The 13,305-nt window shown below is 68.1% G+C and carries 14 protein-coding genes and 1 pseudogene; 8 read left to right on the top strand and 7 right to left on the bottom strand.

Going from position 1 to position 13,305, the window contains the following annotated elements:
• Together WA965_RS07595 and fbaA are read left to right on the top strand one after the other, a co-directional pair.
• Positions 1-154: pseudogene (locus WA965_RS07595) on the top strand (alcohol dehydrogenase); the annotation flags it as partial.
• Between the two features lie 57 nt (positions 155-211).
• Positions 212-1,246, top strand: a complete 1,035-nt coding sequence (gene fbaA, locus WA965_RS07590; protein ID WP_526300336.1) for a class II fructose-bisphosphate aldolase — start codon at positions 212-214, stop codon at positions 1,244-1,246.
• Here the strand turns inward: fbaA and WA965_RS07585 are convergent.
• Positions 1,243-2,070, bottom strand: coding sequence for an Rv0361 family membrane protein (locus WA965_RS07585; RefSeq protein WP_526300338.1), 828 nt, complete (start codon positions 2,068-2,070; stop codon positions 1,243-1,245). The genes fbaA and WA965_RS07585 overlap by 4 nt on opposite strands.
• A gap of 102 nt (positions 2,071-2,172) precedes the next feature.
• Between WA965_RS07585 and WA965_RS07580 the strand changes: the two genes are divergently transcribed.
• On the top strand, positions 2,173-2,589 hold the full coding sequence (locus tag WA965_RS07580) for a DUF3151 domain-containing protein (RefSeq protein ID WP_178361239.1): 417 nt from the start codon (positions 2,173-2,175) through the stop codon (positions 2,587-2,589).
• A 10-nt stretch (positions 2,590-2,599) separates the two neighbouring features.
• On the opposite strand, the gene WA965_RS07575 is transcribed toward WA965_RS07580, so the two are convergent.
• Positions 2,600-3,496: a cation diffusion facilitator family transporter gene (locus WA965_RS07575; RefSeq protein WP_526300340.1), complete on the bottom strand. Its 897-nt coding sequence runs from the start codon at positions 3,494-3,496 to the stop codon at positions 2,600-2,602.
• A gap of 82 nt (positions 3,497-3,578) precedes the next feature.
• Here WA965_RS07575 and WA965_RS07570 point away from each other — a divergent pair, with 82 nt between their 5' ends.
• A complete protein-coding gene (locus WA965_RS07570; RefSeq protein WP_526300342.1) occupies positions 3,579-4,760 on the top strand; it encodes a polysaccharide pyruvyl transferase family protein in 1,182 nt (393 codons plus the stop codon).
• On the opposite strand, the gene WA965_RS07565 is transcribed toward WA965_RS07570, so the two are convergent.
• Positions 4,727-5,506 (bottom strand): site-2 protease family protein, encoded by a 780-nt coding sequence (locus WA965_RS07565; protein WP_526300344.1) that lies wholly within the window; start codon positions 5,504-5,506, stop codon positions 4,727-4,729. The genes WA965_RS07570 and WA965_RS07565 overlap by 34 nt on opposite strands.
• Positions 5,507-5,525: 19 nt before the next feature.
• Positions 5,526-6,131, bottom strand: a complete 606-nt coding sequence (locus WA965_RS07560; protein WP_526300346.1) for a peptidase M50 — start codon at positions 6,129-6,131, stop codon at positions 5,526-5,528.
• A gap of 102 nt (positions 6,132-6,233) precedes the next feature.
• Between WA965_RS07560 and WA965_RS07555 the strand changes: the two genes are divergently transcribed.
• Genes WA965_RS07555 through WA965_RS07540 form a run of 4 tightly spaced genes read left to right on the top strand, consistent with a single transcriptional unit; the run spans position 6,234 to position 10,056 of the window.
• On the top strand, positions 6,234-7,529 hold the full coding sequence (locus tag WA965_RS07555) for an adenylosuccinate synthase (RefSeq protein WP_526300348.1): 1,296 nt from the start codon (positions 6,234-6,236) through the stop codon (positions 7,527-7,529).
• Positions 7,526-8,158, top strand: a complete 633-nt coding sequence (locus tag WA965_RS07550) for a PaaI family thioesterase (protein ID WP_526300350.1) — start codon at positions 7,526-7,528, stop codon at positions 8,156-8,158. The genes WA965_RS07555 and WA965_RS07550 overlap by 4 nt, the downstream gene beginning before the upstream one ends.
• Before the next feature lie 19 nt (positions 8,159-8,177).
• Positions 8,178-9,290, top strand: coding sequence for a GGDEF domain-containing protein (locus tag WA965_RS07545; protein WP_526300352.1), 1,113 nt, complete (start codon positions 8,178-8,180; stop codon positions 9,288-9,290).
• Positions 9,291-9,345: 55 nt separating this feature from the next.
• A complete protein-coding gene (locus WA965_RS07540; RefSeq protein WP_526300354.1) occupies positions 9,346-10,056 on the top strand; it encodes a hypothetical protein in 711 nt (236 codons plus the stop codon).
• Here the strand turns inward: WA965_RS07540 and WA965_RS07535 are convergent.
• From WA965_RS07535 to WA965_RS07525, 3 genes are all read right to left on the bottom strand, one after another.
• Entirely contained in the window at positions 10,013-10,207 is a 195-nt protein-coding gene (locus tag WA965_RS07535) for a ferredoxin (RefSeq protein ID WP_526300356.1), read from the bottom strand. The two genes, WA965_RS07540 and WA965_RS07535, sit on opposite strands and share 44 nt — an antisense overlap.
• Positions 10,207-11,424: a cytochrome P450 gene (locus WA965_RS07530; RefSeq protein ID WP_526300358.1), complete on the bottom strand. Its 1,218-nt coding sequence runs from the start codon at positions 11,422-11,424 to the stop codon at positions 10,207-10,209. The genes WA965_RS07535 and WA965_RS07530 overlap by 1 nt, the downstream gene beginning before the upstream one ends.
• 36 nt (positions 11,425-11,460) lie before the next feature.
• The coding region (locus tag WA965_RS07525; RefSeq protein ID WP_526447298.1) for an MMPL family transporter at positions 11,461-13,305 on the bottom strand (1,845 nt) is incomplete at its 5' end.

Here is a 13,305-nt window from a genome sequence, read left to right as displayed (position 1 = left end):
GGCCCCGTCGCGCGCCGTGGAGGAGACGCTGCACTTCGCGCTGCTGTCCGGCGTGCGGGCGCTCATCGAGGAGCGCCCGCTGGCCCAGGCGGCCGAGGCCTACGCCGCGATGGACACCGGCCGCGCTCGCTACCGGATGGTGCTGACCGTGTGATGTTCAAACGTTCTTGAGATACTGCCAGTACAGCCAGGCCAGCCGAGAGGAACAGTTATGCCCATCGCCACGCCCGAGGTCTACGCCGAGATGCTGGGCCGTGCCAAGGAGCACTCCTTCGCTTTCCCGGCCATCAACTGTGTCGGTTCGGAGAGCGTGAACGCCGCCATCAAGGGTTTCGCGGATGCCGGCTCCGACGGCATCATCCAGTTCTCCACCGGTGGTGCGGAATTCGCGTCCGGACTCGGCGTCAAGGACATGGTCACCGGCGCGGTGGCGTTGGCGGAGTTCGCCCATGTGGTCGCCGACAGGTACCCGATCACCGTCGCGCTGCACACCGACCACTGCCCGAAGGACAAGCTCGACACCTACGTCCGGCCGCTGCTGGCGATCTCGGCCGCACGGGTCGCCAAGGGGCAGAACCCGCTGTTCCAGTCGCACATGTGGGACGGCTCGGCCGTGCCGATCGACGAGAACCTCTCGATCGCCCAGGAGCTCCTCAAGCAGGCGGCCGCGGCGAAGATCATCCTCGAGATCGAGATCGGCGTGGTGGGCGGCGAAGAGGACGGCGTCGAAGCAGAGATCAACGACACGCTCTACACCACCGCCGAGGACTTCGAGAAGACCATCGAGGCGCTCGGGGCCGGTGAGCACGGCAAGTACCTGCTGGCCGCCACGTTCGGCAACGTGCACGGTGTCTACAAGCCCGGCAATGTGAAGCTCCGTCCGGAGGTGCTCGCCGAAGGCCAGAAGGTCGCCTCCGCCAAGCTCGGGTTGCCGGAGGGTTCCCAGCCGTTCGACTTCGTGTTCCACGGTGGGTCCGGCTCGCTGAAGTCCGAGATCGAGGATTCACTGAGGTACGGCGTGGTCAAGATGAACGTCGACACCGACACCCAGTACGCGTTCACCCGGCCCATCGCCGGGCACATGTTCAGCAATTACGACGGCGTGCTCAAGATCGACGGCGAGGTCGGCAACAAGAAGGTCTACGACCCGCGCAGCTACTTCAAGAAGGCCGAAGCCGGAATGGCGGAGCGCGTCGTGGAGGCCTGCAACGACCTGCACAGCGCGGGCCGGAGCGTCACCGCCTAACTGGCTGGGGCCTGGCAGATCTTCCACTGGTCGTCGCGGAACTCCAGATCGAAGCTGCGCGTCGAACGGGTCTGTGGTGCGTACGCCATGAAGGTGGTGACGTTGGCCTCGGCGTGGTCACCGTTGATCACCACCTCGTCGATGCTGGCGACCACGGGGTACTGCTTGGCGGCGGCCACCCGCGCGTGCGTGTCCGTCCAGGTTTTCTCGTTGTAGCGGACGTAGCTGTCACGGGTGGTTCCGCAGGTGATGCTCCGCAGCGTGGACAGGTCGCCGTTCTGCACCGCGACGTCGAAGTTCTCGATGGTGGAGCGGACCATGTCCTCCTGGGACACCGCCGGCGTGGATGTGCGGGTGAGCAGGATCGTGCCGAGGATCGCGATGGCCGCCAGCGCCGCGATGATCAGGACGATGGCCGCGACCCAGCCCCAGCTGCGTCGCCTCTTGGGCGGCTTCGGGGCCTCCCCGCGCGGCGGGATCATCTGGGGGATGACGGGTTTCTGTGCAGCGAATTCCTCGGTCTGACCGCTGTCGGTCGCCGAGAACACCTCGGTGGCCGGGTCGGGAGGCCGATTGATGATCTGGGTGGAACCCGCGTCGAACCCGGACGGCGCGGTGAACCGCCGTTCGGCGGGTTCCTCGGGAGGAGCCTCGGCGTGGGGGTCGGCGGGCGCCATCACCTCGGTCGCGGGTTCGTGCTCGTTATCCGATTCGGGCAGGATCTCGGTCTCGGCGTCCCCGCCTGCCGCCTGCGCCTCGTCGTCGGCCGGCTTCGCCGACTCGTCGGCGTCCTCGGGTCGGTCAGGCCCTGTGGGGTTCGACATCCCTGCTGAAATCCTCCCTGGTCCTACACCGGACAGAAGCTACGGGCGAAGCTTATCCATCCGCGGTGACGAGTGCCCACGGCCGCACTGCACAATGGGTCCATGACTCGGATGGGCGATCTCCTCGGACCGGAACCTGTATTGCTGCCCGGTGATCCCGCCGCCGAGGCGGAATTGGATGCCGCGGAGAACCCGGCCATCGTGGCCGCGGCGCATCCGACGGCCTCGATCGCGTGGGCGCTGCTCGCCGAGGAGGCGCTCGCCGCCGACAAGGCGATCACCGCATACGCCTACGCGCGCACCGGATATCACCGTGGACTCGACCAGTTGCGCCGCAACGGGTGGAAGGGTTTCGGCCCGGTGCCTTATCGCCATGAACCCAATCGGGGCTTTCTGCGGTGCGTGGCCGCGCTGGCCCGCGCCGCCGACGCGATCGGCGAGGAGCCCGAATACCAACGCTGTTTGGACCTGCTCGACGATTGTGACCCCGCCGCCCGCGTGGAGCTCGGGCTGTCCTGACCCGGGTCGGTTACTGCTTGCTGCTCTCGCACTCGCAGTCGGCGGCCGTGTCTGGTGGCTCGACCTGGACCGTGGAGTGGTCGAGGCCGCGCGCGGTCAGCACGGCCCGGGCGTCGTCGAGCACCAGCGCGGAGTCTCGCTGGCTGGTCAGGTGTGCGGTGACCATGTCCTTGCCCGGCACCAGAGTCCACACGTGCAGATCGTGGACCTCGCTGACTCCTTCGACCGCGCAGAGCGCCGTACGCAGCTCGTCGACGTCGATGTGGCTGGGTGAGGACTCGGACAGGATGCGCAGCGCGGCCCGGGCGAGGGAGAAGGCTCGGGGCAGCACCCACAGCGCGACGAACACGGCGACGACGACGTCGGCGTAGGGCCAGGCGGTTGTGAGGGTGACGATGCCGGCGATCAGCACGCCGATACTCCCGACGGTGTCGGCCATCACCTCCATGTAGGCGCCCTTGACCGCGAGGCTGTCCTTGGCGTGGGACCGCAGCAGCAGCACCACCGCGGCGTTGGCCAGCAACCCGGCCAGCGCGACGACGATCAGGGGCACGCCGGGGATCTCGGGTGCGTCGCCGAGTCGCTGGAACGCCTCGTAGAGGATGAAGCTGGCCATTCCGAGCAGGAGGACCGCGTTGGCGACCGCGGTGAACACCTCGGCGCGGTGCCAGCCGTAGGTCCGGGCGGGAGAGGAACTGCCGCGGCGTGCCAGCAGCACCGCGGTCAGGCCCATGAACATCGCCACCAGGTCGGTCAGCATGTGGCCGGCGTCGGCCAGCAGTGCGATCGAGTTGATCGTCAGTGCGGTCGTCAGCTCGACGATGAAGAAGACCGACAGGATGGCCGCGGCGATGAGCATCCGGGATACGCGGGCATCCGCATGACCGTGATCGTGTCCCGCACCCATGGGCCGAATATATGCAGAGAATCGCATGAATGACAAGTCCGCTGAGGCCGTGGCCCCGGAACAGGGTCGGTAACATCGCGTGATGCCGGAAAACTGGGAATCTCCTGTGTACTACCTGATTGCCACCGCCGGCTTCCCGAACTTCGGTGACGAGCTGATCCTCGACGGCTGGTTGCGGCACCTGCACGACGTCGCGCCGAATGCCGAGGTCTGGGTCGACACCCACTCGCCCGGTCCCTGCCAGATGCTCTTCGGGGAATCGCACCCGCGGGTCCGTTTCACCGACACGCTGTGGCGGTTGTGCTGGGAGGCGAACTCCGACGACCCGTGGGAGGTCGCATCGTGGGTGCAGCACGCCATCTCCAATCCGGGGATGGCACCCCGCTGGCACCAGGGCATCGCGGCGCTGGCCCGGCTCGATGTGGTGCATGTCGTCGGCGGCGGGTACATCAACGCCCTCTGGCCGCAGCATGTCGGGCTGCTGGCGGGGGCCGTTGCTGCTGCCCGCCTCTCGGGGGCCAGGTCGGCGATGTCGGGGCAGGGGCTGACCCCGCACCCTGCGGGAGCCGGGCCGCTGCTGGGTGCGCTGGCCGACCGGTTCGACGTTGTGGATGTTCGGGACACCCCGTCTGCCGACGTACTCGGCATCGAGGTGGGGGTGGACGACGCGTTCCTCGCCCTCGGACTGCACCGGATCTCCCGACCTCAGGACGTATGGCCGGATGCGCCGGCTCCGGAGGTCATGGTCTGCCTGCAGTCCGACATGAACGACGTGGGGACCGGGGCCGTCGCCGGTGCCGCACTGTCGATGCTGCGTCAATGGCAGGTCCGCGGCGACCAGGTGTGTGTCGTGGAGGGCATCCCCCGGGTTGACCGCGAGGTGTACGCCCTCATCGAGCACGAGCTACCGGGGGCGCGGTTCTACCCGTTCGTCGACGTCTGGACCCACGGTCTTCCGGTGTCGGCCGAGCAGACGTGGATCTCCACCCGGTTCCACCCCCACATGGCCGCCGCGGCCGCAGGCGCCTCGGGGGTGGCTGTCTCGATCAGCCCGGACTACTACGCCACCAAACACCGGTCGTTGATCGAGCTCGGGTCGGGATGGACGCTGATGGAAGACCTGGAGAAGGTGCCGGACCGACCGACCGGCGGCGGCTTCCGGCCGGGGACGACGCAACTGCTGCGACAACAGAAGCGCGAGGTGGCCGACACCATCTACGGCCGGCCGGCTCAGAACCAGGCCGACCAGAACCTCGTCAGTTGACCGCCGACGGCCGACAGCGCGCTGGAGACTCCGGACAGATCGAACAGCCAGTACACCGCCGAGAAGAACCACTGATTGAGACCCGGCGCGAGCAGCAGCAGTAGCAGCAGGAAGAACCCCCACTGCTTGGCCGGTTGCAGCGCACGCTGCGTCTCGGCGCTCAGGTGCGGCTCCAGTGCCCCGTACCCGTCGAGGCCGGGGATCGGCAGCATGTTCAGCAGCAGCGCGGTGATCTGCAGGAACGCCAGGAACGCCATGCCCGCCCAGAAGACCGAATGGGCGGGGTCGTACAGCAGCCGGATCAGCGTCAGCAGTACCACCGCAAACACCAGGTTGACCGCCGGCCCAGCAAGGCTGACCAGCGTCTTCTGTCGCTTGCTCATGAAGGCTGTCTGCACGTAGACCGCGCCACCCGGCAGACCGATGCCGCCCAGCGCGATGAACAGCACCGGCAGGCCGAGCGAGAGCAGTGGATGGGAGTACTTCAGCGGGTTCAGGGTCAGGTAGCCGCGCCCCGCGACGTCACGATCGCCGAACCGCCAGGCCGTGTAGGCGTGCCCGAACTCGTGCAGACACAGCGAGACCAGCCAGCCGAAGATGACGAAGACGAACACCCCGACGTAGGCCAGTGGCCGGATCTGCTGCGCGGAGAGCCACGCCACCGTGCCACCGGCCCCGGTGAGCGCGACGATGGCCAGGAAGATCGGGCTGGGACGCACCGGCCGGTGCAGTGGCCGAATGCTCACCGCACCACGCTACCTGGGGTTACCGCCCGTCGACCCGGAGCCAGCCCTCGGTGTGACGGTAGAACGTGGAGCGCCGGGCCGGTCGTGGCGCAGGGTTGCCGTCCCGAACGATTAGCGCGCCCGACGTGCCCAGTTGTGCGGCCCGACCCGTCACCCAGCGCCGCGGCCACCGGCGGCCGGACAGGACGCGGGCACGAAGCCCGGGCAATGCCGTCGTGGGCTCTATCCGCACACCGGCGACCTCCCCGTCGAACAGCACCACGTCGTCGACCACCGCTTCGCCGAGAATGACGCGTTCGCCCTGCTGGGGCAGCCAGTCGGCCCGCTGAGCGACGACGGTGCCGGTTTCATCGCGGATCAGGGGAATCCGGGTGGCGGTGCCGGTACGAGCACGCCGCCCCTGCCACCGTTTCCGCACGTGGGCCACCTCGATGTCGAGCCGATCGGCGCGCAGCAGCCGGGTCAGCACCGCCGCCAGATCGGCATGCGAGCCGACCACGACGAGGCGTCGACAGGCGGGAATCGGATCGAGGTCGACGCCGGCGTCGAGCACCGGCAGCCCCCGCAGGGCCCGGGGAGCCCGACGGCCCCCGAAGAGCAGAACCAAAACGTGCGTGTCGTCCAATCCGCTCCTTGTAAACGGGCCTCGATCAGGTCGGATAAGGTGACTCACCGGCTGCGGAGTAATTGAGCGCAGTACGAGCGGGAGACAGCGGGAGATTACGCCATGCCGGCAATCGTCCTCATCGGCGCCCAGTGGGGCGACGAGGGCAAAGGTAAAGCCACCGATCTTCTCGGTGGCCGTGTCCAGTGGGTTGTTCGTTACCAGGGGGGTAACAACGCCGGTCACACGGTGGTGTTGCCGTCGGGGGAGAACTTCGCACTCCACCTGATCCCGTCGGGCATCCTGACCCCCGGCGTCACCAACGTGATCGGCAACGGCGTGGTCGTCGACCCCGGGGTGCTGCTCACCGAGCTGCAGGGTCTCGAGGCGCGCGGCGTGGACACCGGGCAGCTGCTGATCTCCGCCGACGCCCACCTGCTGATGCCCTACCACGTGGCGATCGACAAGGTCGTCGAGCGGTATGCGGGGAGCAAGAAGATCGGCACCACGGGCCGCGGAATCGGGCCGTGCTACCAGGACAAGATCGCGCGTATCGGGATCCGGGTCGCCGATGTGCTCGACCCGAAGCTGCTGGCCGAGAAGATCGAGGGCGCACTGGATTTCAAGAACCAGGTGCTGGTCAAGATCTACAACCGAAAGGCACTCGATCCCGCGGAGGTGGTCGACGCGCTGCTGGTGCAGGCGGAGGGGTTCGCGCATCGCATTGCCGATACCCGGCTGCTGCTCAACGCCGCGCTCGAGCAAGGTGAGACGGTGCTGCTGGAAGGGTCGCAGGGCACGCTGCTCGACGTCGACCACGGCACGTATCCCTTTGTCACATCGTCGAATCCGACCGCGGGTGGGGCATCAGTGGGGTCCGGCATCGGGCCCACCCGGATCACCACGGTGCTCGGGATCCTCAAGGCGTACACGACACGTGTCGGCTCCGGACCGTTCCCCACCGAGCTGTTCGACGAGTACGGGGAGTACCTTGCCAAGACCGGTGGCGAGATCGGCGTGACGACCGGTAGGCGGCGTCGCTGCGGCTGGTTCGATGCGGTGATCGCCCGCTACGCAACACGTGTCAACGGGATCACCGACTACTTCCTCACCAAACTCGACGTGTTGTCCAGCCTCGAGACGGTGCCGATCTGCGTCGGCTACACCGTCGACGGCAAACGCACCGACGAGATGCCGATGACCCAGAGCGACATCGCCCGCGCCCAGCCGATCTACGAGGAGATGCCCGGTTGGTGGGAGGACATCTCCGCGGCGCGTGAGTTCGACGATCTGCCCGCCAAGGCGCGCGACTACGTGCTTCGCCTCGAAGAGCTTGCCGGAGCACATGTTTCATGTATCGGCGTGGGGCCCGGCCGGGATCAGACGATCGTGCGGCGCGACATCCTGGCCGCTAGGTGACCGACCCGAGGGCGGTCGATCCCGAATACGACCGGCACGGCGGGTTCCCGAACTTCGAGGCCGTCGAGCCCGGCCCCGGGTTCGGCCGATTCCTGACCGCGATGCGCCGGGCGCAGGATCTGGCGGTGTCGGCCGACCCCGACGCCGACACCTGGGAGCAGGCCGCCGACACCGCCGAGAAACTGGTCTCGCTGTTGGAGCCGTTCGAGGCGGGCGAGGGCGTCGGCCCTGCGAACCGGGTCCCGGCGCTCCCCGGTGCCGGCAGTCTGCTGATGCCGCCGTACCGGGCGATCAGGTTCGCGCCGGACGGGGTCGAGCTCGAGGTGACGTTCAGTCGGTTCTCGGTCGGCGGTAACTCGGCCGTGCACGGCGGGGTGCTGCCCCTGCTGTTCGACTCGGTGTTCGGCATGGTGATCCACGCCGCGGGGCGCCCGATCAGCCGGACCGCCTTCCTGCACGTCGACTATCGCAACGTCACCCCGATCGACACGGTGCTGACCGCACGGGGATGGGTCCGCGAGGCCGAGGGCCGCAAGGCCTTCGTCAACGCCGAACTGCGTGACCCCGGTGGCACGCTGCTGGCGGAGGCCAACGGACTGATGATCCGACTCCTTCCCGGTCAGCCTTAGGACTTGCGCAGGGGGGTCGATGGACAAGGGGGTTCGTGAGTACCTGCTGACCTGGTGGCGGCAGCCCTTCGAATTCGATTGGACCGCACGACTTCTGCGGGCCAATGGGGTCCTGTGGGTGCATCAGGTGTTCATCGGCTCCTTCAGCGTCATGTACGGCGTTACCGCCCTGTTGACGCTGGCGGGCGGATTGCTCGACGGTGGACCGGCCGGCGGCCGGGTCGTCGTGGTGTTGATCGCTGTCAGCTCGGCCGTGGTCGGGATCGTCTGGATCGTCGGCCCGTGGCCCTCCGAGCGAATGTCGGCAGCCTTCGCGATCTACGCCGACCTGTCGGTGGTCGTGGTGATCTTCTGTTGCGCAAGTGCTTTCACCGCGATGCCGGGTCTTGCTCTGCTCGCCGCCAACGGCATCTACATCGTGCTGCTCCACGGCCCGCGTGCCCTGATGTGGCACCTCAGCTTCACGGTCGCCGCGTTCGCATGGTTCTACGGGCTGGCTGTCTTCCAGGACGGTGCAGCCGTTGCCGTGATCACGGTGCGTCTACTGGTGCTGTTGCCGACGGTGGTCGGGGTCCCGGTGATCGTGCAGTCATATCTGCTGACGCTGCGGATGGGTGCGGTCGACGCGTTGATCGACCCTCTGACCAGGCTTCTCAACCGCCGCGGCCTCGACGTCGACGGCGAAGAGCTGGTGTCTCACGGCGGGGGGCAGGTCGGTGTGCTCGCCGTCGACATCGACAAGTTCAAGGCCATCAACGACAGCCATGGCCACGACGTCGGTGACCGGGTCCTGGTCGCGGTGGCCAATGCCGTGAGGGATGCGGTGTCGAACGCCGGGGTCAGTTCGGTGATCGCCCGAACCGGCGGCGAGGAGTTCGCCGTGGTGATCGACGCCGGGCCCGACGCCGTGCGTCGGGTCGCCGAACTCGTGCACCGGGCTGTGGCGCAGTGTGATGCGGCGGTGGTGCCGACCGTCAGCATCGGTGCCGTGACCGCGGTCAATCACCCGGATCAGGCACGCGTGGCAGTGCGCGCGCTGATCGAGCGGGCCGATTCGGCGATGTACCGCGCCAAGAATGCCGGCGGAAATCAGACGGTGGCGGCCGACGATCCTGTCTCGGCCGGAGATTGAAGCGGCGCTGGCGGTTCGACCGGATCCGGCGGGGACGGCGTGCCACGATGAGATCGTGACGCACCCGGTCGACCGCCACCTCCGCCGCCTGACGACCCCACGGGCCGCGGCCTTCGCCGGTGTGCTGTTCGCCTTGCTCTTCGGAACGGCACTGGTGATGATCCGCACTGCGCTGCCCGGAGCAGACCAACTCGGCTCGCAGTGGGTCGACGGGTCGAGCGCGCGCCTGCGAATCGCCGTCGTGCTGATGCCGTTCTCGGGTATCGCGTTCCTGTGGTTCATCGGGGTGGTCCGCGACGGCCTCGGCGCCCTCGAGGACAAGTTCTTCGCGACCGTTTTCATCGGCAGCGGGCTGCTGTTCCTGGGAATGGTCTTCGTCGCCACGGCCGTCGGCGCCGGACTGCTCGCGAGCAAGGAGTTCCTCGCAGAGGAGAGCACGCGCACCGAGGTCGCGGCTTTCGGTCAGGGGTTGCTCACCGCGCTCAGCAACACCTACGCGTTGCGGATGGCCGGGGTGTTCATGATCTCGTTGGCCACCATCTGGTTGCGCACGCGGCTGATGCCCGGCTGGCTGGCGATCGTGACTTACGTTGTCGCGCTGACGGTTCTGGTGGCCAGCGACATCAGCTTGTGGATGACACTGGCCTTCCCGGTGTGGGTGCTGGTGGTGAGCCTGGTGATGCTGGTGCGCTCAGGGGTGATCGACCTGCCCGGCGACGACGTCAACCCTCCGGCAACGACAGAGCGCTCGCCGGACACAACTTGACCGCCTCGCGGACATGGTCGTGCTCGCCGTCGGGCACCGGATCGGCGAGGACCACCACGATGCCGTCGTCGTCCTGATCGAACACCTCACCCGCCACCATCACGCAGTTACCGGCCTGAATGCACAGTTCGCGATCTGCTGAGACCCTCACTACCAGCTCACCTCCAACGACTTCAGCCCATAGATGAAGTGGAACGAGCGGAATTGCACGTCCTCGAAGTCTTCGGCCAGCGTCAGGCCGGGGAATCGGCGCAGCAGCGCGGGAAAGGCGATCTGCATCTCCATCCGGGCCAATGGCGCGCCCAGGCAGTGGTGAACGCCGTGGCCGAACGCTACGTGACCCATCGCCCCGCGACCGATGTCGAAAGCATCCGGGTTGTTGATGAATCGGCTGTCGCGGTTGGCCGAAGGCAGCGAGGCGAACACCAGTTGCCCGGCGGGGATGTGCACCCCTGAGATCTCCACGTCGGTGGTGGTGATCCGCGGGATCGCCGTCTGCACGATCGACAGGTAGCGCAGCAGTTCCTCGACCGCGGGTGCCACCGCGGTCGGGTCGTCGCGGACTGCCGCGAGCTGCTCAGGATGGCGCAGCAGTGCAAGAGTGCCCAGTCCCAGCATGTTCGACGTCGTCTCGTGGCCGGCCAGCAGCAGCAGACCCGCGATCCCGATCAACTCGTCGTCGGTGAGCTCGTTGCCGTGTTCGCGGACGAGCATCCCGAGGATGTCTTCGCCCGGGTGCGTCCTGGCGCCTTCGACCAGGGATCTCATGTAGGCCCTGCCCGCGGTCTGCAACTCGAGGCGCTCGGGCATCGGGATGGACAGGTCGAGTTGGAGTGCGCTGCGTCGCTGGAAGTCGTCGCGGTCGGCGTAGGGCACCCCGAGCAGTTCGCAGATGACCAGCGACGGGACCGGCAGGGCGAAGTGCGCCACCAGATCGGCGGGTGCTCCGGCGGCCGCCATCGCCGCCACCTGTTCGTCGACGATCTCGACGATCCGGGGCTGTAGCCGCTTCATCCTGCGGAAGGTGAACTCCGGGGTGAGCATCCGGCGCAGCCGCTGATGCTCCGGTGGGTCGAGCCCGAGCAGGTTCCCGGCCCGGGCGCTGGCCAACTCCTCGTCGGACATCTCGGGAGCCCCGGGCATGACAAAGCCCGGCGGACGGGTGTTGGAGAACCGGGCGTGCTCGGACAGCACGGTCTTGACGTCGTCGTAGCGCGTGACGAGGTAGACCTGCATGCCGAAGGCATTGGTGAAGGTGGTGACACCGGAGGTCTCGCGGATCTCGCGCAGCTGCGGTGTCGGGTCGAATGCCTCGCGCCGCATGTGCAGCGGCGGCAACTCGGCGTCGACGGTTCGGGCCTGACTCATCTTTCGACGCTACCTGCCGAACGCGGGGCACCGCCGCTACGAGTTCGCCACCGCCCCGGCGCGGTGGCGACCGCTCGAACCCTCGTCGGAGCTGAGGGGCTGCTCGCGCAGCGCGGGCCACCAGATCCGCGGCCCGATGAGGGTGAACAGCGCGGGGATGATCACCGTGCGCACGACGAAGGTGTCCAACAGGATGCCCAGCCCGACGATGATGCCGACCTGGGTCAGCACGATCAGCGGTAGCACGCCGAGCACGCAGAACACCGCGGCCAGCACGATGCCGGCACTGGTGATGACGGCGCCGGTGGCCGAGACCGCACGGATGATGCCCTCCCGCGTGCCGTGCTGCGGTGTCTCCTCCCGGGCGCGGGTCACGAGGAAGATCGTGTAGTCGACGCCCAGCGCCACCAGGAACAGGAATGCGAACAGCGGTGCGGTGTTGTCCAGCGCGGGGAAACCGAACACGTGCATGCTCGCCCAACTGCCCAGTCCGAGGGCTGCCAGCGCGCTCAGCACCGTCACCGCGACCAGGATCAGCGGCGCCAGTGCCGAGCGGAGCAGCACGTAGAGCACCAGCAGGACCACGGCGAGGATCGCGGGCACCACCACCGCACGATCCGACGCGGCCGCCGCCGACGCGTCCCGCGCCTTGGCGTCGGAGCCGCCGACCAGTGCGTCCGAGTCGACCTGCTGCACTGAATCACGCAGTGCGTCAACCGTTTCGAAGGCCTCGTCGGAAGCCGGTGAGGCGGCCAGGACGACGGACCACTGACTCAGCCCGTTCGCTGCGCTCCCCGCAGGCGTGGCCGACACGACGCCCGGTGTGTCGTCGATAGCGCGCTGGACGTCGGCAGCGCGGTCTGTGGATGCGATCACGGTGGCGGGATCGGTGAGCCCGCTGGGGAAGTGCGCGGCCAGGGTGTCGAACCCGTCGACGGATTCGGCCTGGACGCGGAACTGCTCGGTCTGTGACAGGCCGATCGGGGTGCCGATGAGACCGGCGCACAGCAGGGCCAGAGCGCCGATCGAGACCACCGCGACCCGGGCGGGTCGACGCGCAACCGTAGCCGCCACCCGATGCCAGATCCCGCTGTCGGTCAGCGCCCGGTCTCCCAGCGCAGGGATGAACGGCCAGAACAGCTTCCGGCCGAAGACGCCGAGCAGCGGCGGCAGCACCAGCAGCACGAACACCGCTGCGACGACCAGTCCGGCAGCAGCCTGCACGCCGAGGCTGCGGGTGCTCGGCGACGATGCGAGGAGCAGCGTCAGCAGCGCCAGCACCACCGTCGCATTGCTCGCGAGGATGGCGGGTCCGGCGCGGCGGACGGCGATGTTCAGGGCGTCCTGGTGGGACTGGTGCTGCCCCAGTTCTTCTCGGTACCGCGAGATCAGCAGCAGCGCGTAGTTGGTGCCCGCGCCGAACACCAGGACGCTGGTGATGCCCGATGTCGAGCCGTCCGGCGTCATCCCTACCGCGTCGGCGACCGCGGCGCCCACGACGGAACCGACCCGGTCGGCGAACGCGATCACCAGCAGCGGAACCAGCCACAGCACCGGGGAGCGGTAGGTGATGATCAGCAGCAGCGCCACCACCGCGGCGGTGACGATGAGCAGCGTGAAGTTGGCGCCGGAAAAGGAGTCGGCGATGTCCGCGCCGAACGCGGGCCCGCCGGTGACCTCGGCTCGCAGATCCTCGGGCAGCCCCTCGGAAGCGGCCGCGCGCAACTCCTTGACGGTGTCGTTCAGATCGAACCCGGACAGGTCGGCCCGCAGCGGCACCGGGGCCACCGCGGCCTGCCGGTCCTCGGAGACCTGGACGGGTGGACCCGCTTCGGCACCCGCACCGGCCACCGCCAGCATGCGCTGGCGGGCCTGATCTGC

The organism is Mycobacterium sp., from assembly GCF_049683935.1.
In the GTDB taxonomy this organism is placed as follows: Bacteria; Actinomycetota; Actinomycetes; order Mycobacteriales; family Mycobacteriaceae; genus Mycobacterium.
The sequence above is the reverse complement of the archived record's forward strand: the minus strand, read 5'-3'. Positions and strand labels throughout refer to the sequence as shown.

What these genes read in the sequence shown, in the direction of transcription:
- WA965_RS07575 (WP_526300340.1), bottom strand. Translation starts at nt 3,496, where the DNA reads ATGGGTGCGGGACACGATCACGGTCATGCGGATGCCCGCGTATCCCGG.
- WA965_RS07570 (WP_526300342.1), top strand. Translation starts at nt 3,579, where the DNA reads ATGCCGGAAAACTGGGAATCTCCTGTGTACTACCTGATTGCCACCGCC.
- fbaA (WP_526300336.1), top strand. Translation starts at nt 212, where the DNA reads ATGCCCATCGCCACGCCCGAGGTCTACGCCGAGATGCTGGGCCGTGCC.
- WA965_RS07545 (WP_526300352.1), top strand. Translation starts at nt 8,178, where the DNA reads ATGGACAAGGGGGTTCGTGAGTACCTGCTGACCTGGTGGCGGCAGCCC.
- WA965_RS07530 (WP_526300358.1), bottom strand. Translation starts at nt 11,424, where the DNA reads ATGAGTCAGGCCCGAACCGTCGACGCCGAGTTGCCGCCGCTGCACATG.
- WA965_RS07585 (WP_526300338.1), bottom strand. Translation starts at nt 2,070, where the DNA reads ATGTCGAACCCCACAGGGCCTGACCGACCCGAGGACGCCGACGAGTCG.
- WA965_RS07555 (WP_526300348.1), top strand. Translation starts at nt 6,234, where the DNA reads ATGCCGGCAATCGTCCTCATCGGCGCCCAGTGGGGCGACGAGGGCAAA.
- WA965_RS07580 (WP_178361239.1), top strand. Translation starts at nt 2,173, where the DNA reads ATGACTCGGATGGGCGATCTCCTCGGACCGGAACCTGTATTGCTGCCC.